General features: G+C 46.0%; 22 protein-coding genes. 14 read left to right on the plus strand and 8 right to left on the minus strand.

Annotated features, from left to right (window positions below; translation table 11 throughout):
* Nucleotides 1–8 precede the first annotated feature (8 nt).
* From murB to P8H32_RS09860, 10 genes are all read left to right on the plus strand, one after another.
* A complete protein-coding gene (murB, locus tag P8H32_RS09815) occupies nt 9–1,028 on the plus strand; it encodes a UDP-N-acetylmuramate dehydrogenase (protein ID WP_297291950.1) in 1,020 nt (339 codons plus the stop codon).
* Nucleotides 1,028–2,914 (plus strand): excinuclease ABC subunit UvrC, encoded by a 1,887-nt coding sequence (uvrC, locus tag P8H32_RS09820; protein WP_301089294.1) that lies wholly within the window; start codon nt 1,028–1,030, stop codon nt 2,912–2,914. The genes murB and uvrC overlap by 1 nt, the downstream gene beginning before the upstream one ends.
* Nucleotides 2,915–2,945: 31 nt before the next feature.
* Nucleotides 2,946–3,503: a CDP-diacylglycerol--glycerol-3-phosphate 3-phosphatidyltransferase gene (gene pgsA / locus P8H32_RS09825; RefSeq protein WP_297291952.1), complete on the plus strand. Its 558-nt coding sequence runs from the start codon at nt 2,946–2,948 to the stop codon at nt 3,501–3,503.
* A gap of 291 nt (nt 3,504–3,794) precedes the next feature.
* Entirely contained in the window at nt 3,795–4,994 is a 1,200-nt protein-coding gene (locus P8H32_RS09830; RefSeq protein WP_301089295.1) for a hypothetical protein, read from the plus strand.
* Nucleotides 4,994–5,434 carry a hypothetical protein gene (locus P8H32_RS09835; protein WP_297291954.1) on the plus strand — a complete coding sequence of 147 codons (441 nt, stop codon included), beginning with the start codon at nt 4,994–4,996 and terminating at the stop codon, nt 5,432–5,434. Before P8H32_RS09830 ends, P8H32_RS09835 begins: the two co-directional genes overlap by 1 nt.
* 129 nt (nt 5,435–5,563) lie before the next feature.
* On the plus strand, nt 5,564–5,959 hold the full coding sequence (locus P8H32_RS09840) for a LexA family transcriptional regulator (protein ID WP_297291955.1): 396 nt from the start codon (nt 5,564–5,566) through the stop codon (nt 5,957–5,959).
* Nucleotides 5,943–7,196, plus strand: coding sequence for a Y-family DNA polymerase (locus P8H32_RS09845; RefSeq protein ID WP_297291956.1), 1,254 nt, complete (start codon nt 5,943–5,945; stop codon nt 7,194–7,196). The genes P8H32_RS09840 and P8H32_RS09845 overlap by 17 nt, the downstream gene beginning before the upstream one ends.
* Before the next feature lie 72 nt (nt 7,197–7,268).
* Nucleotides 7,269–7,448 (plus strand): hypothetical protein, encoded by a 180-nt coding sequence (locus P8H32_RS09850; RefSeq protein WP_297291957.1) that lies wholly within the window; start codon nt 7,269–7,271, stop codon nt 7,446–7,448.
* Nucleotides 7,449–7,505: 57 nt separating this feature from the next.
* Nucleotides 7,506–8,987 (plus strand): hypothetical protein, encoded by a 1,482-nt coding sequence (locus tag P8H32_RS09855; RefSeq protein WP_301089296.1) that lies wholly within the window; start codon nt 7,506–7,508, stop codon nt 8,985–8,987.
* A 129-nt stretch (nt 8,988–9,116) separates the two neighbouring features.
* Nucleotides 9,117–10,691 carry a cation:proton antiporter family protein gene (locus tag P8H32_RS09860; RefSeq protein ID WP_297291959.1) on the plus strand — a complete coding sequence of 525 codons (1,575 nt, stop codon included), beginning with the start codon at nt 9,117–9,119 and terminating at the stop codon, nt 10,689–10,691.
* Nucleotides 10,692–10,893: 202 nt separating this feature from the next.
* Here the strand turns inward: P8H32_RS09860 and P8H32_RS09865 are convergent, their stop codons facing one another.
* From P8H32_RS09865 to P8H32_RS09890, 6 genes are all read right to left on the minus strand, one after another.
* Entirely contained in the window at nt 10,894–11,658 is a 765-nt protein-coding gene (locus P8H32_RS09865) for an RNA methyltransferase (RefSeq protein ID WP_297291960.1), read from the minus strand.
* Between the two features lie 55 nt (nt 11,659–11,713).
* On the minus strand, nt 11,714–12,598 hold the full coding sequence (locus tag P8H32_RS09870; protein ID WP_301089297.1) for a helix-turn-helix domain-containing protein: 885 nt from the start codon (nt 12,596–12,598) through the stop codon (nt 11,714–11,716).
* A gap of 152 nt (nt 12,599–12,750) precedes the next feature.
* Nucleotides 12,751–13,188 (minus strand): PaaI family thioesterase, encoded by a 438-nt coding sequence (locus P8H32_RS09875; RefSeq protein WP_297291962.1) that lies wholly within the window; start codon nt 13,186–13,188, stop codon nt 12,751–12,753.
* On the minus strand, nt 13,178–13,666 hold the full coding sequence (locus tag P8H32_RS09880; RefSeq protein WP_297291963.1) for a PaaI family thioesterase: 489 nt from the start codon (nt 13,664–13,666) through the stop codon (nt 13,178–13,180). The genes P8H32_RS09875 and P8H32_RS09880 overlap by 11 nt, the downstream gene beginning before the upstream one ends.
* A gap of 23 nt (nt 13,667–13,689) precedes the next feature.
* A complete protein-coding gene (locus tag P8H32_RS09885; RefSeq protein ID WP_297291964.1) occupies nt 13,690–14,391 on the minus strand; it encodes a sensor histidine kinase KdpD in 702 nt (233 codons plus the stop codon).
* Between the two features lie 12 nt (nt 14,392–14,403).
* A complete protein-coding gene (locus P8H32_RS09890; RefSeq protein WP_297291965.1) occupies nt 14,404–16,047 on the minus strand; it encodes a tetratricopeptide repeat-containing response regulator in 1,644 nt (547 codons plus the stop codon).
* A 160-nt stretch (nt 16,048–16,207) separates the two neighbouring features.
* Between P8H32_RS09890 and P8H32_RS09895 the strand changes: the two genes are divergently transcribed.
* The 3 genes from P8H32_RS09895 to P8H32_RS09905 all read left to right on the plus strand — a co-directional run bounded on the left by P8H32_RS09895 (nt 16,208) and on the right by P8H32_RS09905 (nt 18,556).
* Nucleotides 16,208–16,771 carry a DUF416 family protein gene (locus P8H32_RS09895; protein WP_297291966.1) on the plus strand — a complete coding sequence of 188 codons (564 nt, stop codon included), beginning with the start codon at nt 16,208–16,210 and terminating at the stop codon, nt 16,769–16,771.
* A gap of 189 nt (nt 16,772–16,960) precedes the next feature.
* Nucleotides 16,961–18,256, plus strand: coding sequence for an ammonium transporter (locus P8H32_RS09900; RefSeq protein ID WP_297291967.1), 1,296 nt, complete (start codon nt 16,961–16,963; stop codon nt 18,254–18,256).
* A 66-nt stretch (nt 18,257–18,322) separates the two neighbouring features.
* Nucleotides 18,323–18,556, plus strand: a complete 234-nt coding sequence (locus tag P8H32_RS09905; RefSeq protein WP_301089298.1) for a glutaredoxin family protein — start codon at nt 18,323–18,325, stop codon at nt 18,554–18,556.
* A gap of 47 nt (nt 18,557–18,603) precedes the next feature.
* Here the strand turns inward: P8H32_RS09905 and P8H32_RS09910 are convergent, their stop codons facing one another.
* Nucleotides 18,604–19,128, minus strand: a complete 525-nt coding sequence (locus P8H32_RS09910; RefSeq protein ID WP_367279195.1) for a lytic transglycosylase domain-containing protein — start codon at nt 19,126–19,128, stop codon at nt 18,604–18,606.
* A gap of 42 nt (nt 19,129–19,170) precedes the next feature.
* Between P8H32_RS09910 and P8H32_RS09915 the strand changes: the two genes are divergently transcribed.
* On the plus strand, nt 19,171–21,060 hold the full coding sequence (locus P8H32_RS09915) for an ATP-binding cassette domain-containing protein (protein ID WP_301089299.1): 1,890 nt from the start codon (nt 19,171–19,173) through the stop codon (nt 21,058–21,060).
* Between the two features lie 4 nt (nt 21,061–21,064).
* On the opposite strand, the gene P8H32_RS09920 is transcribed toward P8H32_RS09915, so the two are convergent.
* Nucleotides 21,065–21,502: a universal stress protein gene (locus P8H32_RS09920; RefSeq protein ID WP_297291970.1), complete on the minus strand. Its 438-nt coding sequence runs from the start codon at nt 21,500–21,502 to the stop codon at nt 21,065–21,067.
* Nucleotides 21,503–21,550: the final 48 nt, after the last annotated feature.

Consider the following 21,550-nt stretch of genomic DNA (forward strand, 5'->3'; position numbering starts at 1 on the left):
TGACTTAAGTGACATTACATATGCGCCTGAATGCGCCGCTCCAGGGACTTAATACACTGGCCATTGAAGCCAGTGCAAAATTCCTGATTGAAATTAAAAAACCTTCTGATGTGGTTGATGCCCTTGAGTTGGCCAAGTGTAATGAGTGGCCGGTTATTTTTTTAGGTGGCGGTAGTAATATCGTTTTTACCGAAGACCTTGATGGTATGGCTATGCATTGCCTGCTAAAAGGTATTAGCGCAGAGCAGCAGGGTGATGATGTGCTGGTAACAGCGCAGGCGGGTGAGAGTTGGCATGGTCTGGTGCAGTATTGCTTACAGCAGGGCTACTATGGTCTGGAAAACTTATCGTTGATCCCCGGTACTGTAGGTGCCGCCCCCATCCAAAATATCGGCGCCTATGGTGTGGAGCTGGAACAGCTTGTGGAATCGGTCTACGGCTGGGACCTGAATCAGCAGGCCTGGCGCACACTATCGGCAGAAGAGTGTCAGTTTTCCTATCGCAATAGTATTTTTAAACAGCAGCTAATGTATCGCTTTTTTATTACCTCGGTTACGCTGCGCCTGTCTTTAAATGATATACCCAATATTAGCTATGGTGCTTTACAACAGCATTTTAAAGCGGCAGGTATTCAATCTCCCACAGCTCAGCAAGTCTCTGAGGCGGTGATTGCTATTCGCCAAAGTAAATTACCCGACCCAACCAAACTTGCCAATGTGGGTAGCTTTTTTAAAAACCCGATAATTAGCCAACAACAGCAGCAACAGCTGTTAAGTCAATTTCCTGATATGGTCTGTTACCCTCAAACCGATGGGCGCGTTAAAGTGGCTGCCGGATGGTTGCTGGAGCAAGCGGGGTGGAAGGGTAAAAAAATGGGCGCCGTTGGTATGCATGACCAGCAGTCATTGGTATTGATTAATTATCAGCAGGGTGATGGTAAAGATGTACTCGACCTGGCGGAGGCTATTGAGGAAGATATTGCCCAACGCTTTTCGATTGAACTAGAAATTGAGCCGAAAATTTTTTAATGATCGAGTCAATTAACGATAAAACGACCAATACCTCGGAGGATAAAAAGCCTCCGGTATTTGATCACTCGTCATTTTTAAAAGCACTGACCACCAAGCCTGGCATTTACCAGATGTATGATGCCGATGGCAAAATACTCTATACCGGCAAAGCCAAAAACCTTAAAAATCGCTTATCCAGTTATTTTCGTAAGCAGGGCCTTGAGGTTAAAACCGCGGCCCTGGTTTCAAAAATTCAATCCATTGAAGTCACTATCACCAACACTGAAGCGGAAGCTTTATTGTTGGAGCATAACCTGATTAAGCAACAACGTCCCCCTTATAATATTTTATTACGGGATGATAAGTCTTTTCCCTATATTTATTTATCTTCCCAGCATGAATTCCCCCGTATTGTGATTCATCGTGGCGCCAAAAAAAGTAAGGGGCGTTATTTTGGTCCGTACCCCAGTTCCGGTGCAGTCAAAGAAAGCCTTAATTTTTTGCAAAAAGTTTTTAAGGTGCGCCAGTGTGAAGATAGCTTTTACAATAATCGCTCACGCCCCTGTTTGCAGCATCAAATTGATCGTTGCAGCGCGCCCTGTGTGAATAAAATTGCCGCTGAAGAGTATGAAGAGTCCGTGCGTCATACAGTGATGTTTTTAGAGGGAAAGAATAAAAGCCTGATTAATGAGCTGGCCAATAAAATGGATACCGCCTCCGCTGCGCTTGAGTTTGAAGAAGCCGGTGAATGCCGCGATAAAATCCAATACCTGCAGCAGGTACAAGCCAGTCAATATATCGAAGGGGAGTCCGGTGATATTGATATTGCCGCCTGTGATTATCGCGCCGGGGTTGTGTGTATTCAGGTGCTGTTTGTCCGTGGTGGCCGAGTCTTAGGCAGTAAAAGCTATTTCCCAAAAGTTTACCTGGATGAACAGCAGCCACAAATTCTGGAAGCGTTTTTATCCCAGTACTATTTGGCGGATGGTGCCGGTGCCCGGGCCGATAATATGCCCAGGGAAATTGTGGTTAGCCATGGGTTTGAAGGCAGGGAGACTTTGGCCGAAGCCCTGTCTGCACGTTTGGGTCGCAAAACCACGATTAGCCATCAGGTCCGTAGCCATCGGGCCAAGTGGTTAAAACTCGCTATTGAAACCGCGCAACAAAACCTGACCGGCCACCTGGCCAATAAACAAACCATCTACCAGCGCTTTGAAGCCTTGCAGGACGCCCTTAAGTTGCAGGAGTTACCACAGCGGCTGGAGTGTTTTGATATTAGCCACAGCAGCGGTGAAGCAACAGTGGCTTCTTGCGTGGTGTTTGATACTAACGGCCCCCTTAAATCTGATTATCGTCGGTTTAATATTGAAGGCGTTAATGCCGGTGATGATTATGGTGCAATGCATCAGGCCCTGAGCCGTCGCTATACCCGTATTAAATCCGGTGAGGGGGCGATGCCGAATATCTTGTTTATTGATGGCGGCAAGGGACAGGTAAGCCAGGCCCTATCGGTGCTTGAGGAACTGCAAATCACTGACCTGCTAGTGGTTGGTGTGGCCAAAGGTACAACTCGCAAGGCCGGTTTTGAAGTGCTTTATCGCGCTGATACTGGAGAAGAATTTGTAATGCCTTCGGATTCCTCCGGTTTACATCTGGTGCAGCATATCCGCGATGAGTCCCACCGTTTTGCCATTACTGGCCACAAGCAACGGCGGGATAAAAAACGCCGTGAATCGCCGCTTGAAGGTATTCCCGGTGTGGGGCCCAAGCGACGCAGGGAATTACTGCGTCATTTTGGCGGCTGGCAGGAAGTCAAAGCTGCCAGCGCAGAGGATTTGGCTAATATTCCCGGAATCAGTGAAAAATTGGCCAGAGATATAGTGGCGGCCCTCCATAATGGGTAGAATGCCTGCACATTTTAATGATGCCTGATTAATGAATATACCTAACGCCCTCACGCTATTTAGAATAGCCCTGATACCCGTCTTCGTTCTTGTCTTTTATCTTCCGTTTCACTGGAGCTTTATGGCGTCGGCGGTGATCTTTGCCCTGGCGGGCATTACGGATTGGCTGGATGGCTATATGGCCCGTAAGTTGGATCAGTCTACGCCCTTTGGTGCGTTTCTTGATCCCGTTGCTGACAAACTGATGGTGGCTATTGCCCTGGTGCTATTAGTGGAGCGGTTTGGCAGTTGGTGGTTTACCATTCCGGCCATGGTGATTATTGGTCGTGAAATTGTTATTTCCGCTTTGCGTGAATGGATGGCTGAGTTGGGCAAACGTACTAGTGTGGCGGTGTCTTATGTGGGCAAGGTTAAAACCATGTTCCAGATTCTGGCAATACTGGTGTTATTGGTCGCAGCCCCTGAACGTAGTGGAATGTTGCTGGATGCGGGGCTGGTATTACTCTACCTCTCCGCTATCCTGACGCTCTGGTCTATGGTAGTTTATATCCGCGCCGCCTGGCCAACCTTTGAAATAGGCGGCGACTGATCAAGGGAGAGCCTGAATCTTTTCTCTTCCACCAGCTCGCCGGTCAGCAGGTCAATGCTATAATTCTTACCTTCTCAGACATAGAATAGGGCAGCATGTTCGCAGAAACAGAGATAATGATAAAAAGCTCTGCCTGTGTTACAGGGGGCAAATATGCTAGTATGCATCAAAGTTCGCCTTAGCTTAGGAGCATTGTGATGCCCGTAGTTAATAATCAGAAAAACAAGCTCACTTTGGCGGATTTTATTTATGCCGTTAGCTGATTTAATCAATACATTCATAGCGATAATTATGAGATACCACAAACTGTATTCACGGTGGTTGATAACTTGTTTGTTGTTGTTGCCTGCCGTTAGTTACTCCGATACCAGTTCTGATGAGGTAGGCAGTGAATCGTTTAAGCCCTCCTTTAATAAGCCGCGTAGCGATTTGCATATCAATGGTTTTTTGACGGTAGGAGTCAATCATGCTGATCCCGAAGTGACCAGCACTAATGAAAGTTATCGGAGTGATCTATCCTTCGATACGAAGGCCATACTGGGTTTGCAGGCTACCTACCAGCTGACCAGTAAATTTAATGTTACAGGCCAGATAGTGTCAAAGGCGGATAAGGATTGGGGGTTGGATACTGATCTGGATTGGGCTTTTTTTCGTTATCACCTGACTGATGATTTAACCTTTCGCGCAGGTCGCCTACGCTTACCCCTGTATTTTTTTTCTGAGTCCGCGGAAGTGGGCTTTAGCTACCCTTGGGTAACGCCTCCCTCTGAAGTTTATGTTGTGCCGTTGTTTGATTATGAGGGCGCAGATTTTCTCTACTCGATGTCGACTGGAGACTGGATTCATCAGTTGCAAGTTTTTGGCGGTAGTGTTGATACAGAGATCTTAAAGGCCAGTACTACCTACGGTATTAACCTCACTTCCAGTAGCGGGCCCTGGACATATCGGGCCAGCTTCTTAGAGGTTAATGATGCTGAGCTTAATTACCCCACATTTCCTCAACTGGAGTCTTCGTTTGAGATTGGGGATGCTATTGATTATTACGCTGCGGCAGCGATCTATGACGATGGCGATTGGTTATTGATATCGGAATTGTCGGTTTTAGATACAGGAAGTAGTACGGTTTTATTCGGTAAGAATTCCGGTTATATCACAATCGGCAAGTATATAGACCATTGGCTGCCGTACTTTAGCTACGGAAAATCTTACACCACAAATGAAGCGCCGTCTCAGGTGTTGTTTGAGTTGCCAGTTGAATTTCCTCCGTTCAGCATTCCTGTCTATAGCGACATTCTGGAATTTACCACCACTTCTTATAGCCTGGGTTTGCGTTACAATCTTAATGCCAATACCAGCGTAAAATTTCAGTGGAGTCATTTTACTGATTTTGATGGTACCGGTGGTAGATTTTTCAATTTGAGATTTTCTAATTCGACAACAGATGTTGATAGTGTCGACACCTTCGCATTAGTAATAGATATGGTGTTTTAATGATTATTAAACCATATACTCACTGGTTTGGATTGATAGTCGTGCTGATAGGTTTACTGTTGCCTGTGCATGTCTTTGCCAGTATTTTTGTGGTTGTTCATCCCGATAGAGACATCAATAACATTTCTCCAGTACAGGTTGCTAATATATTTCTCGGTAAAACAAAAAGGCTGTCTAACGGGGGATTGATTATTCCCGTTGACCAGTCCAGAGACAGCCACACTCGCAATGAGTTTTATAGCAAGCTGCTGAATAAAAATGAAAACCAAATGAACGTGTATTGGGCTCGACAGGTTTTCACCGGTAGAAGCCAGCCACCGGTTCAAGTGACTAACTGCAATGAAGTGAGGCTTCTGATTAAGGATAATCCCACCTTTATCGGCTATATCCACAGTGATTGTAACGATATTGGCATCAAAGTCATTTTAAGAATTCCTTAGATCCATCCTCCGTTTTTTTCCGATACCTTTTCCGATACCTTTTCCAGTACTTATCCCCGCCGCCTTGCCGGAATTATTATAAAGATATATTGACATACTGTATGTCCATACAGTATAAATAGTCATACTATGAAAGTGATACTAATTCCAATATACGGCCATGCTGTTAGTGCCGGCTTTCCCAGCCCTGCAGATGATTTTATTGATGAGGAGATCGATCTCCTTAAAAAGCTGATAGAGCAGCCCAGTTCGACCTTTATCGCGCGAGTAGTGGGGCTGTCGCAGATTAATGTTGGCCTGTTCCCCGGTGACCTGTTAATCGTAGAGCGCCATATAAAACCCAAAAATGGCAGTCTGGTAATTGCCGCTTTAGATGGTGATTTAACCTGCAAAACTATTGATACCGAGCGACAGCTACTGCTCCCTGCTAATGACACTATGCAGCCTATACCTATCGGCAATAGTGAGTTGGTGATCGAGGGTGTGGTGCGACGCTGGATACGCTGCCATGTTCCTCTTGGCTGATTGCCGCAGCTGCTTTGCCAGCTGTGAGCAAATTTACCGCCCGGACCTGAGGGGCAAGCCGGTTGTCGTGCTAAGCAATAATGACGGCTGTGTAGTGGCCCGCAGCCATGAGGCCAAAGCCCTGGGTATTCCCGATTTGGAGCCCTTCCATAAAATCCAGCATTTACTCAGGCAGCACGGCGTAGCGATTTTTTCCTCTAACTACGAACTCTATGGGGATATCAGCCATAGAGTGATGACCACCTTGAGTCGCTTTTCCCCGGAGGTAGAGGTCTATTCCATTGATGAAATGTTTCTGGATATGACGGGGCTAAATGATGACTTTAATACCTATGGCCAAACGATTAAAAAAAGCCTGTGGCAAGAAGTCAGAATGCCAATAGAAGTGGGGATAGCACCCACCAAAACCCTGACCAAACTCGCCAGCCACGCCGCCAAAAAAATCCCTAAACTGAATGGTGTTTGTGTGCTCGACCAACCCCATAAATGGCAGTGGGTGCAGCAGCGTTTACCGGTTAAAAAAATCTGGGGTATAGGTTCACGCTTTGCTCACCGGTTAAACGCCCTGGATATTTATACCGCTTATGATTTGGCAATAGCTGACCCGAAACAACTGCGCAAGCAGTTCAATATCAATATTGAGCGTACTATTAATGAGTTAAACGGCATTGCCTGTTACTCGCTTGATCAACAACCCGTCGCCAAGCAGCAAATTTTCTGTACCCGTTCCTTTGGTGAAAAGCTAACCACATTGCAACCATTAGAGCATGCGGTAAGTGGCTATGCCGCCAGGGCCGCGGAAAAACTCAGGGTCCAAAACCACACCGTAAAAACCTTACAGGTGTTTATCAATACTTCTCCCTATGAGCCTGATTACTACAGCCGCAGTCGCACCATCAAACTGCCCTTCGCCACCGACGATAGCCGCTTTATTATTCACTATGCACGCAAAGCCGTAAGGGATATTTTCCAGGCTGGCCGACGTTATTTAAAAGCCGGAGTAGGGCTGGTTGAGTTGCAGGACAAAGCCTTTCAGCAAGATGATTTATTCCACCCAGGGCAACCCTTAAAGTCCGAGCATTTGATGGCAGCACTGGACAAGATTAACCGTCGCTATGGGCAGGGTTCTGCCTATATCGGTGCCGAAGGCTCAAAGCAGCGCTGGAAAATGCGCCAGCAATACCTGTCACCGGCCTATACCACCCGTTGGAGTGATATTCCTTGTGTTAGGAGTTAATAGTAAAACAATATTGCAAATGATAATCATTATCATTTATGATGCTTTTAACTCAACCAAGGAGACTTTAGCATGAAGCAATATTATTTAGAGCCGGCCAGCGAGAAAGTACAATTGGAAATCCCTGTTAAAACCTTACGTCGTTTAATGGCAGGTAAGCCTTTATTGGCTGAAGATCTGCATTGTTTAAATCAGGGATCGCAGCAGCGAGTCAGGCGCTTGTTAATGGACTATATGATGGGTAAAAGTTGAGTTGTGGGTGAATTATTGTCAGTATCATTCGACCGATCATAAACAGGCTACATGATTTTGTACCCGTTATTCTATTTAGTGTTAATGACTTTTGTGGTGGCCTGCGCCATGGTGCCCGATGTGTCGGACAGGGCATTAGTGATCAATAAGAAGTCTGGTGCCAGGGAGTGTCGACAGTTATTCGATGATAGCGAGCAAATAATTAACCATGAAAAAGTTGGCGATAGCCAGGCAGTAAAAATCGCTGCTTATCCTTACTTGCGCAGTAATCGATGGCTGGCCAGCTTTAAATACCAGGTCAGCTCCGATAAGGCCTTTGCAAGCTGGTTAGATGAGTTGCAAAACCTGGGTATGGAAGGCTTGCAAGTTGAATTAGCCAATTTGTCGCAAGCGGGACGAGCCCAATTACCTAAACAAGCAGTATTCACTCACTGTACCGCGATATTGCGGCAAACGGATTTTGCTGGCGCAAGTTGGGCCGTAAAAGAAAAGTTGATTAAGGCAGTGGATGTCCCCGATGAATACCAAACCTGGAAGCGCATTATTGGCCTGTATTGGCTAACGGCATGGGCAACCCAATATGGTACCGAGAACTTATATGATGAAATTCGTGACACTTATAAAAACCCTGTGCCTCTCGAGAATAGTGTTACCTATTTAGCTCCTGCCAGACCGGCTGCGGATAAGGTTCCATGGGTGATGGAGCGTGCTTACGGGCAGCACCCGCTAGGTATTCCGCAATTAAAGGCCGGGGATAGGGCATTGCTGTTTGCCGCCTTCGCGCCAAATATTACCGTTGCAACAAAAACAGAAAACGATCGAATAGGCCGTATTACCTGGTCAGAAGAGAGCGAGACACCGGTTGTTATCACTGGTACGCCTACGGTTTATCAATATCTATCTTATACCCGGTTTAATCAGCAAATACTGTTACAGCTCAACTATATTTTTTGGTTTCCATCGCGGCCCAAACAATCTGCTATGGATTATCTGGGGGGTAATATTGATGGCCTGACATGGCGGGTGACGCTATCGAAGCAGGGCCTGCCGTTAGCTTATGATTCCATCCATAACTGTGGTTGTTATCATTTGTTTTTTCCAACAGATAAAAGCTGTCTCAAACAACTTGCTGGTGTACTGGAAGAACCGGCGTTTTCTTTTCAGCAGCTAACATCAACAAGCCATAAGCCACTAACACTTCAGCTTGCGCATACCTCCCATTATTTGGATCGTGTTTTGGAGCAAGCAGAGGTGGGTGAAAACCTTGTTGAATATCAATGGGCGGATTATAACTCGCTGCGGTCAGTCGCAAAACCAGGCACAGAAAACCTGCGGCAAAGCATTTTCCAAACCGATGGTGTTGTGGCGGGAACCGAACGGGGCGAGCGTTTTTTCCTATGGCCAATGGGTATTCCCGCACCGGGGGAAATGCGTCAATGGGGGCACCATGCCACCGCTTTTTATGGCCGTCGGCATTTTGATGATGCCAATATTATTGAGCGCTATATCGGCACGGCCGGTGACCAGACCTGCCAGTAATCACCAAAAAAAAGACCGTCATTTTTGCCGAGGCCTGTGATGGCGCTGGTATGCATAGTCGATAAAGATTAGAATCCAAATCCGCGCAAGCTTGTAACTATCTGGCAACAAAAGGTGTGATATAGATTTATGGATTATCTCTGGATTGGGGTAGCTTTTTCATTTGGTTTTGCTGTCAGGCAGATTAACTTGCCGCCACTTGTCGGTTATCTATTAGCCGGTTTTGCCTTAAACGCCTTTGGCTATGTGCCTGATGGTAGTCTTAATACCCTGGCTGATTTAGGGGTGACCTTATTGTTGTTTACCATTGGCCTGAAAATCAATATCAGCACCCTGGTTAAACCCGAAGTGTTGTTTACCGCTGTCGGCCATACCTTACTCTGGTGTTTACTGTTACTGGTAATTAAGTGGCTGCTATTTTCAGCGGTGGGCTTTGGGTTGGCGGGTGTTATGGGTATGTCACTGGAGTCGGCTCTACTAATCGCCTTCGCCTTAAGCTTTAGCAGTACCATCGGCGTGATCAAATTGCTGGAAGACCAGGATGAGCTAAAAGCCAAACACGGTAAAGTTGCTGTAGGTGTTTTAGTGATTCAGGATATTTTTGCGGTGATATTTCTTGCGGTAGCTACAGGGCAGGTGCCGACTATATGGGCTGCCTTGCTGGTGTTGTTTATACCCACCAAGTCATTAATTAATCGCCTGATCAATAAGGCCGGGCACGGTGAGTTGTTACCGCTCACCGGTTTTGTGCTGGCTTTGGCAGCGTCTGAAATTTTTACGCTGGTCAATATCAAGGCAGACCTTGGGGCCTTGTGTATGGGGCTATTACTGGCCAATACCAATAAAGCGACGGAACTCTATAAGTCGTTGATTATTTTTAAGGATTTATTTTTGGTTGGTTTCTTTTTACTGATTGGCCTGGCGGCACTGCCCACCCTTGAAATGATGTTAACCGCTGTCTCCATTTCGATGCTGCTGATGATTAAATTTTTATTGTTTTGGTTCTTTTTTATCCTGTTCAGAATGCGCCCCCGCAATGCCTTTCTCAGTGCAGCAACCCTTAGCAGCTTTAGTGAGTTTGGTTTGATTGTTGCCAAAATGGCGGTAAGCAAAGATATGCTGGATGACCAATGGTTAGTGATTATTGCCTTGGCCGTTACCTTCTCATTAATTATTAGCAGTGTTGTGTCGAAATATTCCCATTTAATTTATGCCCGTCATAAAGAGTTTATCAATAATTTGCAGTGGTCTCCCCAGCGCTTAAAACTGGAATTAAATACCAGCAACCCAGCCAAAATTTTAATTATCGGCTTGGGGCGAGTGGGGACTGCGACCTACGACACATTGGCGAAGGCTCACCCAGGGCAGGTGCTGGGTATTGAAGCTGATGAGGATAGAGCACAAACCCATCAAGATGCCGACCGTGAAGTGATTATCGGCGATGGTGAGGATGCGGATTTTTGGGCTGAGATCGATTTAACAGAAACCGAGTTAATTATGCTCTCCACACCTAGTGTGTTAGAGATGCAGTTTATTATTGAGCAGATAGGCCTCTCAGGTTTTAACGGAAAAATAGCCTGTATCGCCCGTTTTGAGGATGATCGGCAGGAGTTACTCAAAACCGGTGCCGACGTGGTATTCAGCTACTTTACCGAAGTGGGCAACGGTTTTGCCGAGGAAGGCAATAGATTATTGGGCTGCTAGGGCCTAGCCAAACCGTCACTCTCAAAAAGCACCGTCATTCCCGCGAAGGCGGGAATCCAGCGCTGTAGATTTCCGCCTTGGCGGAAATAACAGCATAAGCATACAGGCTGGATTCCCGCCTTCGCGGGAATGACGAGAGTCATTTTCGCCGAAGCCTGCCCTCGAGTGCTTTAGTCGGGGGCGGGAATGACAGTGAGGGGGTCTAGCTTTGGTTAAAAGCAATTAGCGCTGCGGTAACAGCCACATTTAATGACTCAACACCGTTATTCATTGGGATCGCTAATTGTTGATCGGACATTTGGCTTATCGCGGTTGAGACGCCGTCAGTTTCATTACCCAGTACATAGATAGTGGATTGGTCATTGTGGTAATCAAACAAAGACTGTTCTGCATGGGATGATAATGTGCAAATGGTCGTGTTGTGTTGCTTAAAACTGGCCAGTGCTTCTTTAAGAGTTTCACAGTGCAGCAGGGTGGCTTTAAAAATGGTACCCACGCTGGCTTTGATAACCAGTGGCGACAATGCAGCACAGCCTTTACGTGGGATAATGATCCCATCAATAGAACCCGCGCTGGCTGAGCGAATGATCATGCCGACATTTTGTGGGTTGGTAATGCCATCGAGAGCCAGTAAACGATAAGGGTTATTCTGCTTATTAATAAACTCATCAACGGACTGATGCTGGTCAATTTGTATATCCGCTGCAACGCCCTGGTCCTGTTTGCTGTTGCGAGAAATCCTTGATAGCGATTGCCGGTTATGCCATTGAATAGCTATATTACGCTGTTCCGCCAGCGTGCTAATTTGCTCAATGATGCCCCCTGACTTATTGGTTTCTGCCAAGTGCAATTTATAGATATTAATGCTGTTATCTTGCAGGGCTTCCAGTACAGGTTTGCGGCCGTATATGGTGAGTAAGTTGTCGTAGAAGGCGCGTTTTTGTTTGTATTCTGCTGAGTCTGTCATGGGAGTTTAACCAGGGCTAATGTGCTGGCTATGATAACAGTCTCAATGGCATTGATTAAGGCTTAGCTTGAGATTCTGTGACAGCACGGCTGGCTCTTCGTGAGGCCTGTTTCAATCTGTCTGCAATAGCTTCAATCTCTTTACCAGATAGCATTTGCCTGGGACTTACAGTCATCACCAGTTCAGGTTTGTTGGCAAGATTAAAGATGGGCACCGTAATTTGGCTGACTGAATACTTTTTATGTGCCTTTATGTTATTGAGGTGAAAGTCTTCCTGGAAAAGACTCTGCTGGTAAATGTGATTAAGTTCTTCTTGCGCTTGCGTGTTGGTATTGTTTAAAGAGTCTCTCCAATTTGACTCAGCCGAGGTTTTTAATGTGACTTCGTAGCCTCGCTTTAAAATGGAAATCACAGAAATTCGTATTTTGTAGTCAAGTATTTCCAGGTATTCATCTTGTGTTTCATGGCCCTGGCTAATCCATTGCTGTAGCTGAGAAGCAGTTGACCAGGCAATAAAGCAGGCTCCTAACGGCGCAATATTGGGCAGCCGAAGACCGCTTTCAGGCAGTCTGGTGTCAGAGTGTTGGTAGTGGGCCAGCGTAACCAGGCTGTTATTGGAGCAGGCGCAAATAATACAGTCCATCGACAATTCTAAACTAAGGTTTCTAACTTCAGTCATCGTATAAATCAACGATGGCAGTTGAGATATGGCGGCATGACCCGCTGCAGCCATTGATGGGCCAAGGCGGTAAGTTTTATTTTTAGGATCTTGAAGCAAAAATCCATTACTTTTCATGGTGCTTAAAATGGCGTGGCAGGTGGCTTTGTTGAGTTTAAGCCTGCGTGTAAGGTCTGTGAGACCATAGGTACACTTAGGGTTGGCCATAAGTAGGTCAATAATAGCTAGTGCTCTAGCAGTAGGCTTCGAGAAAAGTGCCATGGTAAATGCTCTTTGAAGGCTGGTGCGATCAGTTGACCGCCAGTGATATGAATGCAGTGTTTTATCCTAAAGAAGTAGATCCTTGGGTTCATTGTACATATAGGAAGCTAAATTAAAAGCCTTACATGTAAAATAAATATGCGGCGGTGCAATTATTTGAGAAGGAAGTGAGCTCTTGCGGTGGCAATGGGTTCGTCTTCAGAAGTCTGCCAGGCAACGACTGAGAGATTAGCGATCTTGCGGCCACGGCGTACCACGGTGCAGCGAGCAAAGCTGTCAATATGGTGACCAGGGCTTAGGTAGTCAATCGAGAAATCAACGACCTTGGGTACTGTAAGCATTTCAGAAGACATCATTACATAGAGTGCACCGGAGGTTTCCATAAAGCCTCCCAGTACACCGCCATGAATAGCGGGGAGGGTTGGGTTGCCAAGGTTGTCGTCATTTTTGGGTAGCTTGAAGATAAAGTCTTCGCCAATGGCCAAGCCTTCAATACCAATAAAAGTGGCATAGGGAATGTTGGCTATCAATGTAGCCATATCTTTATTGGCAATAGCCTCCGTCAGTTGTTGCTTGAGTTTATCCGTCATAGTTATTTCCCAGGTAATCTTTGGCATCGACACTATCGGTTACTGCTTGAGGTAGTCGCATAAACGTTGCAACACAATGGGCGATGGGTTTGGTTTCATCTTCCTGAAAGGCAATGCCTTTAGCAAAAACCACACTTTTTGTAATGCGGTAAACTTCAGCACGACCAAAAATATCCTGGTGGGGTTTGGCGGCACTCATATAATCAATGCGTAAATCGAGTGTCGGGCATATAGTAAATTCCTCCATGGCAATGGGGAGTGATATGCCGCAGGTAGTGTCTAGTAAGGTGGTTAGTGCGCCACCATGGATAACACCGGTTACCGGGTTGCCAATAATTTGTTCTGAATAGGCAAGTCGTGTGGTGAGTTGCTTGCCTTCAATGCTATGAATCTTTATACCCAGCACTTTGCAGTGTCTTATAGCATCAAAAATCGTTTGCATAAGTTCTTTGGTAAAAGGTGATTCTTGTTCAGTCATAGTTGCCTCTATAAAGCGATGAGTTAGGGCAGGATAAGCCTAAAGCAGCCGCCACCTTGTTCGGGGTTGGAGAGTTCTATCGAACCGCTACGTCCCTTGCATTGATGAATGGACGCTATCTGTTGAGAAAAAAATAAGCCCAGGTTGGTACTGCTACTGTTAAAATCAATGCCGCGATTATCGTTGCTGATATGGTCAATAATGTGCTGTGGGTAACCACTGCCGTTGTCGTTAATACTAATGGTCAGGTAGTTATCCTGCTGTTGCGCAGACAAGGTGATGGTGTCTTTGGTGTATTTGGCGCAATTTACTAAAATATTATTAATAACGCCGGCAATCAGGTTTTCGTCAAAATAACCGGTCAGATTTTCATCGCAGTCAATCACTACGTCGATATTATTCACATCAAATAACAGCTTTTGATTTTCAAGCTGCTCTTCCAAAAAGTCGGCAATAAACACTTCCTGCAAATTTAATGAGAGCTGTTCGTTTTGCAAGCGATAAAGCCCTAGTAAATAAATTAGAGCATTATTAATACGAGAGGCTTCACCGCGCAAGATGCTATAACTTTTACGTTGTTCTGGACGCTCTTCGGTAGTGATATCAATGACTTCATCTAATGAGGTCAGCAACATGCTCAGGGAGTTTTTGATATCGTGAACAGAGGAGGCCAGGAGCATCGAAAAGTCGATGCCGTTTTCTTCGCTGTGCTCGGGTGTAGACATAATCCAACCTCCTTATAAGGATTTATTGAGTTTTACCAGGTGCTCACAGAGTACTTTATAACGGTCGTGCATGGGGTTATCCGGGGTGATATGGGCCAGTTTATCTTTAGCGGCCGTACAGTGTTGTACCTGTGCGGCTGTAGCACCCTGGGCAGACATTTCTCGTACCAGTGCCAGCATCAGATTTAGGTTTAGGCCGATATTATTGGGGTAGTGCTTAAGCGCCTGGGTAAATAGTTGAATCGCTTTACTATACTCTTTACTGGCAAATAGCTCTTTGCCTTGCTGGTTAAGTTCTACAGCTTTTTGCTTGCCCAGTTTACTCAGCGGTTCATCCGAGAGACGATCAATCGCTTCTGAAATGTTCGGGTTATCTTCGTATTTTTTGGCCAGGTCTTTAAGAATGGCCTTGGCTTTATCGTGATCACCCACTGATTTATAGGTTTGGGCCATGTCCAGCATCAGTTGGGCCGATTTATTGTGGGCCGCTTCCATCTTGCTTTTTATGGCTTCCATTTTGGCCTGCGACTTGGTTTCGTCGCCGGCATTGGCGTAGACGCTGGCCTGAATAATATCTGATTGTAGTTCTATATCCTCATGGTCTTTATATTTGCGTTTGACGCTGCGCATTACTTCTTCAACGTCTTTAACTTTGTCTCTTGCGGCTTCAGGGTTGTCACTAATTTGTGAGTTTATGCACCTGGCCAGTTTAAAATGGTGTTCCGGGTTCTCGTATACGGAATTGTTGCCAAGGCGAATCACTTTCTTGCGGGATTTTTCTGCTCGCTCCCAGTCGTGATTATCCTCGCTGAGCTCAGCCAGTTTTTCCTGGCGGATAATCGCATTAGGAGAAACTTCAATCGCACGTTCCAAAATACGTTGAGCCTCTTCCACATCTCCCTGATGGGTTTTAATATCGGCCAGGCAATCGTAAATTTCCAAACACAGGCAGCCTTCATTGGCCAGTTTAGTAAATAGCTCTTCAGCTTGATCTGGTTCGTTTAACGCCATTAAGGATTTTCCAAGGCCGATGGAGGCCCATTCCAGTTCACGTTGTTCCAGTATCCCCTGGTAGATTTTTTTGGCCTGGCTGAATTGATGTTTTTTATAAAAGCAGTTGCTCATAATACGCAGGCAGCGTTGCTCGTATTTATCGTGCATATCAATACGCTGCTGGCACAGCTCGATGGCCCGATCGAAGTCGAGCAGATCCATGGCATTATTGATTTCAAATAGCGACTCTTTTTCCAGCACCATTCGGTCCAGGCGTTTTTGCAGCACACCCTGGGTAAAGGGTTTGGTGAGATAGTCATCGGGTTGGTATTCGAGTGCGCCGAACACCATATCCCTGGTGGTTTCAGCGGTGATCATCATATAGATGGTGGTATTTTTCAGCAGGTTCTTAAAGCGCAGCTCTTCAAGGATCTGCTGGCCATTTTTATGATCACCTAAATTATAATCAGCAAGAATAATGTCATAGACTTTATCCTCACACTTCAGGATAGCTTCTTCGCCATTAGAGGCAGTATCGCAGGAAATAATCCCAAAGTTATCCAGCATTCTACGAATGGAGCCGCGCATATCCGGGAAGTCATCAATAACCAGAGCGGTCTTTTGTTTGTAGATTTTGATAACATCAATCTTTGTTATGGCCATAGCTCACTACTTGCTGTTTTGTTCTGGCCTTCGCTGCCTGAATATCGTTAATTGAGACTGAAAGCGTTGTTTTATCAGTGATAAAGTATAGAAGAGTTTGGTTTTTTTGCTCAATAAAGTACAGTTTTACAATAAGTTACCGTCGATATGTGGAGAAAATGTGAAGAAGCCGTCAAATACTGAACAGATTGAAAGCCAGTGGCAGGAGATCGCTTTTTCAGCAGCGCTGGTGATGCGCATGGCCGGAAATTACGATTTGTTCTGTGAGTTGACCGGCGGTGGAGATAGCGCTGTATTTCGGAATATTTTAAATCTGGTCTGGGAGTCGGTAGCCGGCCAAAACCAGCGCATCGATTTTCTAAAGCAGCAGGAGAAGCTGGAGTTAATAACACCAGACCCTGAAGACTTTGATATGTACGGCGTGTGGCCAGCCCTTGATGCCTCGGTGGCTTTAAGCGCTCTGCTAAGTGTCTGTGAACGCTGGGACCAGGCCGAGCTGGATTCTATTGTCACGCTATCAAGTTCAACGATTGAGAGCTACCTTGCCGCCATTGGTGACGAGGAGGGCGACCGCCATCCTTTGTTACTCGCTGAGCAGGCATGCGTCCAGCAGTTAAATGGCATTGTCCAACAGTCTGGCTCCCTGAGTCGACCAAAGGTAGTGGCTGCACTCAAAGAGGCTATAAAGGCATTGGGTGTCAGTAATATTGGTTTAGAGGCATAAGCTGATTGCGTCTTGAGTCCCAAGGTCTTTATAATGCACAGCCATGGTGCTCTATGGTTTTAGTCGGTGCGTTTTTCGGGGCTGGCTCAAGTTGATTATTTACATTAAAAAAATAATATAAGCCATTGAATATTAATAATTAAACTCATATAAAATTCATTTTTAGCTTTCTAAATTAAGGGGAATCTTATGCGCTCTGTGCTATCACGTCTTACAGTGATGTTAACTGTAATCCTGGCCTCCGGCTTCACACTAGCCGATGACGGTCTGAATGGGGCGAATACCGCCTGGATTCTTACCTCCACAGCGCTGGTACTCTTTATGACATTGCCGGGCCTGGCTTTATTCTATGGTGGCTTGGTTCGTTCCAAGAACGTGTTAAGTATTTTAATGCAATGCTTTGCCATTGCTTGTATTGCCTCCATCATGTGGTTTGTTATCGGTTACGCCATCGCCTTTGGTGAGGGTGGAGACTATATAGGCAGCCTCGATAAGATGTTCCTGGCTGGCGTGATGGAAAGCTCCTTAAGCGGAGACCTGCCTGAAACCGTATTTGTGATGTTTCAAATGACTTTCGCGGTAATTACCCCAGCATTAATCATTGGCGGTTTTGCTGAGCGTATGAAGTTCTCTGCAGTAATGATTTTCTCTGCCCTTTGGTTATTGGTGGTTTATGCACCGATTACCCACTGGGTTTGGGGCGGCGGCTGGTTAGGCCAGATGGGTCTGCTGGATTTTGCCGGTGGTACTGTGGTTCATATCACAGCAGGTGTGGCTGCATTAGTAGCGGCGCTGGTATTAGGCAACCGCAATGGCTTTGGCGAAACAGCCATGCCTCCACATAATATGACTATGACCATTACCGGTGCAGGTATGCTGTGGGTAGGTTGGTTCGGTTTTAACGCCGGTAGTGCACTAGCCGCTAATGGCGATGCTGGTATGGCGATGCTGGTTACTCATCTGTCTGCCGCCACCGGCGCATTCACCTGGTTGTGCATTGAGTGGTTAAAATACGGCAAACCCAGTGCCCTTGGTGCGGTAACGGGTATGGTTGCCGGTTTGGGTACCATTACTCCAGCCTCCGGTTTTGTTGGCCCTGCTGGCGCTATTGTGATTGGTTTTAGTGCTGGTCTGATTTGCTTTTACGCTACCTTAACCATTAAGCAGAAGCTGAATATTGATGACTCGCTGGATGTTTTCCCCGTGCACGGTGTAGGTGGTATTTTGGGTACCTTTATGGCAGGTATTTTTGCCAGCTCTGAGTTGGGTCTTTTTAGTGGCCAGGGTCTTCCAGAAGGTATGACAATAAGCAGTCAGTTGGGTGTACAGCTGACAGGTATTGCTGCCACTTTTGTTTATACTGCAGTTGTCACTTATATCCTGCTAATGGTTGTTAAAGCGATGGTTGGCTTGCGAGTAACTGAAGACGAAGAGACTGAAGGTCTTGATGTGGTTGCCCATAACGAACGTGGTTACGACCTGTAACTACTCTCGTCATCCCCGCGCAGGCGGGGATGACAGTGTTTTTTTGGGGAATATGACTTACTGTTTATGAAAGAACTTATTTTATATACCACGGTTGGTTGTCATCTCTGCGAGCAGGCTTTAGAGCTTATTGAACCTGTACTCGAGCCAAAATACCAAATCGTTAAAGTGGATATTAGTGATTCCGATGACTTGATCAACCGTTACGGTATTCGAATTCCAGTCGTGGCCAGAAGTGATAATGGCGCGGAAATTGGCTGGCCATTCGATCAGCAACAATTTTTACTATTTATCGATTAATTATTGAGTCCAAAAATTGCTTTTGGCGATACCGTTGAGGTACTGGTTTAGCCTGACTTCTTTCTACCAATAAATAATACCTGCTCAGCAATCAGTGGTGACTTGATGCCTGGTCTATGGCCATAGATGACTGAAAAAGCCAGTACATTCTGTACATAGCTTCTAGTTTCATGGAAGGGAAGTGTCTCTATCCAAACATCATGGGGTAGGGTTTTAGTCTGGTTTTCAAGCCATTTATTCACTCGATTTGGGCCAGCGTTATAGGCAGCAGTGGCTAAAATTCTATTACCCTCAAATTTATCCAGCAGTTGCTTCAGGTAATTACTGCCCAAAGTGATATTGTGTTCGGCATGAAATAAATCTGATTTTTTGTGGGGCACACCAATACGTTTGGCGACCTGCCGGGCAGTGCCTGAGCGCAGTTGCATTAAGCCTCTTGCGCCCGCTGAAGAATAAGCGTCATGGGCAAAGGCACTTTCTTGTCGAGCAATAGCATAAAGCCACTCATATGAATTGATAATTTTTGTTGATATGACTACTGACCTGACTAGGTCATCGCAGTATACAATGATAAAATCCGCGGCCTTTTAACTGCCTGCGTAAGGAATTACTGAATGCCATTACTTCGTGTCAATGATCTTGGCTTGGCCTACGGCCATCATGTGCTGTTAGAAGAGGCCAATGTTCAACTGTTTAAAGGTGACCGCATCTGCCTGGTGGGGCGCAATGGTGCCGGTAAATCTACTCTGATGAAGCTGGTAGAGGGTGTGATTAAACCGGATAGCGGTAGTATCTGGAAGCGCCCATCTGTGCGTATTTCGAGGCTTGAACAAGAGCTGCCCAAAGCCGACGAACAGACAGTGATGCAGGTGGTTGCTTCCGGTTTACAGGAAATAGGCGACCTGATTGCAGAATATGACCAGTTGATTGCCCAGCAATTAGATGATGCCGGCTTAAAAAAAATGGAGCAGCTACAGCACCAGATAGAGGCCAAAGATGGCTGGAGCTATCAGCAGCGGATTGATGAGGTACTTAGCCGTCTGGCGCTGCCTGCTGATAAAGTGATGTCGACATTATCTGGCGGTTGGCGTAGACGTGTCGCCTTGGCAAAAGTGTTAGTTACTGCACCTGATTTATTATTACTTGATGAGCCCACCAACCACTTGGATATAGAGACTATCGAATGGTTGGAAAAGCAGCTATTGGATTTTAAAGGGGCTGTGCTGTTTATAACCCACGACCGGGCCCTGGTGCGTCGATTAGCCACCAAAATTATCGAGCTTGACCGTGGTCATCTGCAGCTATTCCAGTGTGGTTACGATAACTACTTGGAAGAGCGAGCCCATCTGCTTGTGGTTGAAGAGCAGCAAAATGCGTTGTTTGATAAAAAATTGGCGCAGGAGGAGGTCTGGATACGGCAGGGAATAAAAGCCCGTAGAACCCGCAATGAAGGCCGTGTACGGGCCCTCAAAAAACTCAGGGAAGAGCGCTCTCAGCGTCGCAACGTGCAAGGTGCCGCTAAAATTGCCGTTGAGGCTGCCAGTAAATCTGGCAAATTAGTTGCTGAAGCAAACCGTATCAGTCATGAATTTGATGGCAATGTGCTGATCAAAGACTTGAGCTTTAATATTATTCGCGGCGATAAGATCGGTTTACTGGGGCCTAATGGTGTAGGTAAAACCACTTTGCTTAAAATTATTCTCGGTGAGTTAGCGCCATCAAGCGGTACGGTAAAACTGGGGAGTAAGTTGGATGTGGCTTATTTTGACCAGATGCGTGACCAGTTAGATGATGAAAAAACCATTGTTGATGTAGTTGGCCAGGGCCGTGAGAGTATTGATATTAATGGTAAGTCTCGGCATATTTTAAGTTATCTGTCTGACTTTTTATTTTCCCCCGAGCGTTCAAGAACGCCTTTAAAAGCTTTGTCTGGTGGTGAGCGAAACCGTGTTCAATTGGCTTTGCTATTCAGCATGCCAGCAAATATTTTAGTGCTGGATGAGCCCACTAATGATCTGGATGTTGAAACCCTGGAGTTGCTAGAGGCGGTATTGGTAGACTTTGCCGGGACAATTTTACTGGTCAGTCACGACCGGGACTTTATGGATAATGTGGTTACCGGAACCCTGGCTTTTGAAGGCAGTGGCACCGTGCAAGAGTATGTTGGTGGCTATAAAGACTGGTTGCGTCAAGGCGGAGCTTTTACCACTGACACAGGCAGTACCAAAAAGCCTGCCGAGCTGATTGAAACACCCGAAGCAAGAACAGCGACAAAAAAACCAGCTAAAAAACTGGGCTATAAAGATCAACGGGAGTTGGAATTGCTGCCGGAACAGATTGAAACGCTGGAGCAGCAGCAAGAAAAGCTAACGCAAGAAACCACAGCGGCGGACTTCTACCAGCAAGAACACAGCTTGGTGACAGAAAGGCTTGAGGCCTTGGCGACTGTGACCAATGAGTTGGAGACTTGCTATGAACGCTGGGTAGAGCTATCAGAAGGCTGAACTATTAGCTTTCACCGACGCGAACCGCAAGTACATCACAGGTGGCACCATGCAAGACACCGTTAGCTGTAGAGCCTAACAATAAAGCAATACCGTGGCGGCCATGACTGCCGACAACCACGAGATCGGCATTAAGTGCCTCAGCCAAAGAGTGAATTTCATTCTCGGCTCGACCAATAACAATATGCTGGTTTTCTTTAGGTAGAGCGTATTTCGCGGCAAACTCAGCTATTTGGGCTTCGGCCTGGCTTTGAATTTCATCCTGAATGCCGGAGAAGTCCATAGGAATATCTCCGCCATAGGCAAAGCTTAGTGGCTCGATGACATGTATCATATGCAGGGCTGCATTTTCTGCTGTAGCGATGGCGGCAGCCTTCTGTGCGACTTGTTCGCCTTCGTCGGATAAGTCGGTAGCGAGTAATATCGTTTGATAGTTGCTCATGGCCAGTTCCTTATTGGCTGTGGGTGTTACTTATTAACTTATAATTTA

The organism is Oceanicoccus sp., from assembly GCF_029238675.1.
Taxonomy (GTDB): Bacteria; Pseudomonadota; Gammaproteobacteria; order Pseudomonadales; family Dasaniaceae; genus Oceanicoccus.

Coding starts and splice junctions, on each gene's coding strand:
- uvrC (WP_301089294.1), top strand. CDS start 1,028: ATGATCGAGTCAATTAACGATAAAACGACCAATACCTCGGAGGATAAA.
- pgsA (WP_297291952.1), top strand. CDS start 2,946: ATGAATATACCTAACGCCCTCACGCTATTTAGAATAGCCCTGATACCC.
- P8H32_RS09830 (WP_301089295.1), top strand. CDS start 3,795: ATGAGATACCACAAACTGTATTCACGGTGGTTGATAACTTGTTTGTTG.
- P8H32_RS09835 (WP_297291954.1), top strand. CDS start 4,994: ATGATTATTAAACCATATACTCACTGGTTTGGATTGATAGTCGTGCTG.
- P8H32_RS09840 (WP_297291955.1), top strand. CDS start 5,564: ATGAAAGTGATACTAATTCCAATATACGGCCATGCTGTTAGTGCCGGC.
- P8H32_RS09845 (WP_297291956.1), top strand. CDS start 5,943: ATGTTCCTCTTGGCTGATTGCCGCAGCTGCTTTGCCAGCTGTGAGCAA.
- P8H32_RS09850 (WP_297291957.1), top strand. CDS start 7,269: ATGAAGCAATATTATTTAGAGCCGGCCAGCGAGAAAGTACAATTGGAA.
- P8H32_RS09860 (WP_297291959.1), top strand. CDS start 9,117: ATGGATTATCTCTGGATTGGGGTAGCTTTTTCATTTGGTTTTGCTGTC.
- P8H32_RS09865 (WP_297291960.1), bottom strand. CDS start 11,658: ATGACAGACTCAGCAGAATACAAACAAAAACGCGCCTTCTACGACAAC.
- P8H32_RS09870 (WP_301089297.1), bottom strand. CDS start 12,598: ATGGCACTTTTCTCGAAGCCTACTGCTAGAGCACTAGCTATTATTGAC.
- P8H32_RS09875 (WP_297291962.1), bottom strand. CDS start 13,188: ATGACGGATAAACTCAAGCAACAACTGACGGAGGCTATTGCCAATAAA.
- P8H32_RS09880 (WP_297291963.1), bottom strand. CDS start 13,666: ATGACTGAACAAGAATCACCTTTTACCAAAGAACTTATGCAAACGATT.
- P8H32_RS09885 (WP_297291964.1), bottom strand. CDS start 14,391: ATGTCTACACCCGAGCACAGCGAAGAAAACGGCATCGACTTTTCGATG.
- P8H32_RS09890 (WP_297291965.1), bottom strand. CDS start 16,047: ATGGCCATAACAAAGATTGATGTTATCAAAATCTACAAACAAAAGACC.
- P8H32_RS09900 (WP_297291967.1), top strand. CDS start 16,961: ATGCGCTCTGTGCTATCACGTCTTACAGTGATGTTAACTGTAATCCTG.
- P8H32_RS09905 (WP_301089298.1), top strand. CDS start 18,323: ATGAAAGAACTTATTTTATATACCACGGTTGGTTGTCATCTCTGCGAG.
- P8H32_RS09915 (WP_301089299.1), top strand. CDS start 19,171: ATGCCATTACTTCGTGTCAATGATCTTGGCTTGGCCTACGGCCATCAT.
- P8H32_RS09920 (WP_297291970.1), bottom strand. CDS start 21,502: ATGAGCAACTATCAAACGATATTACTCGCTACCGACTTATCCGACGAA.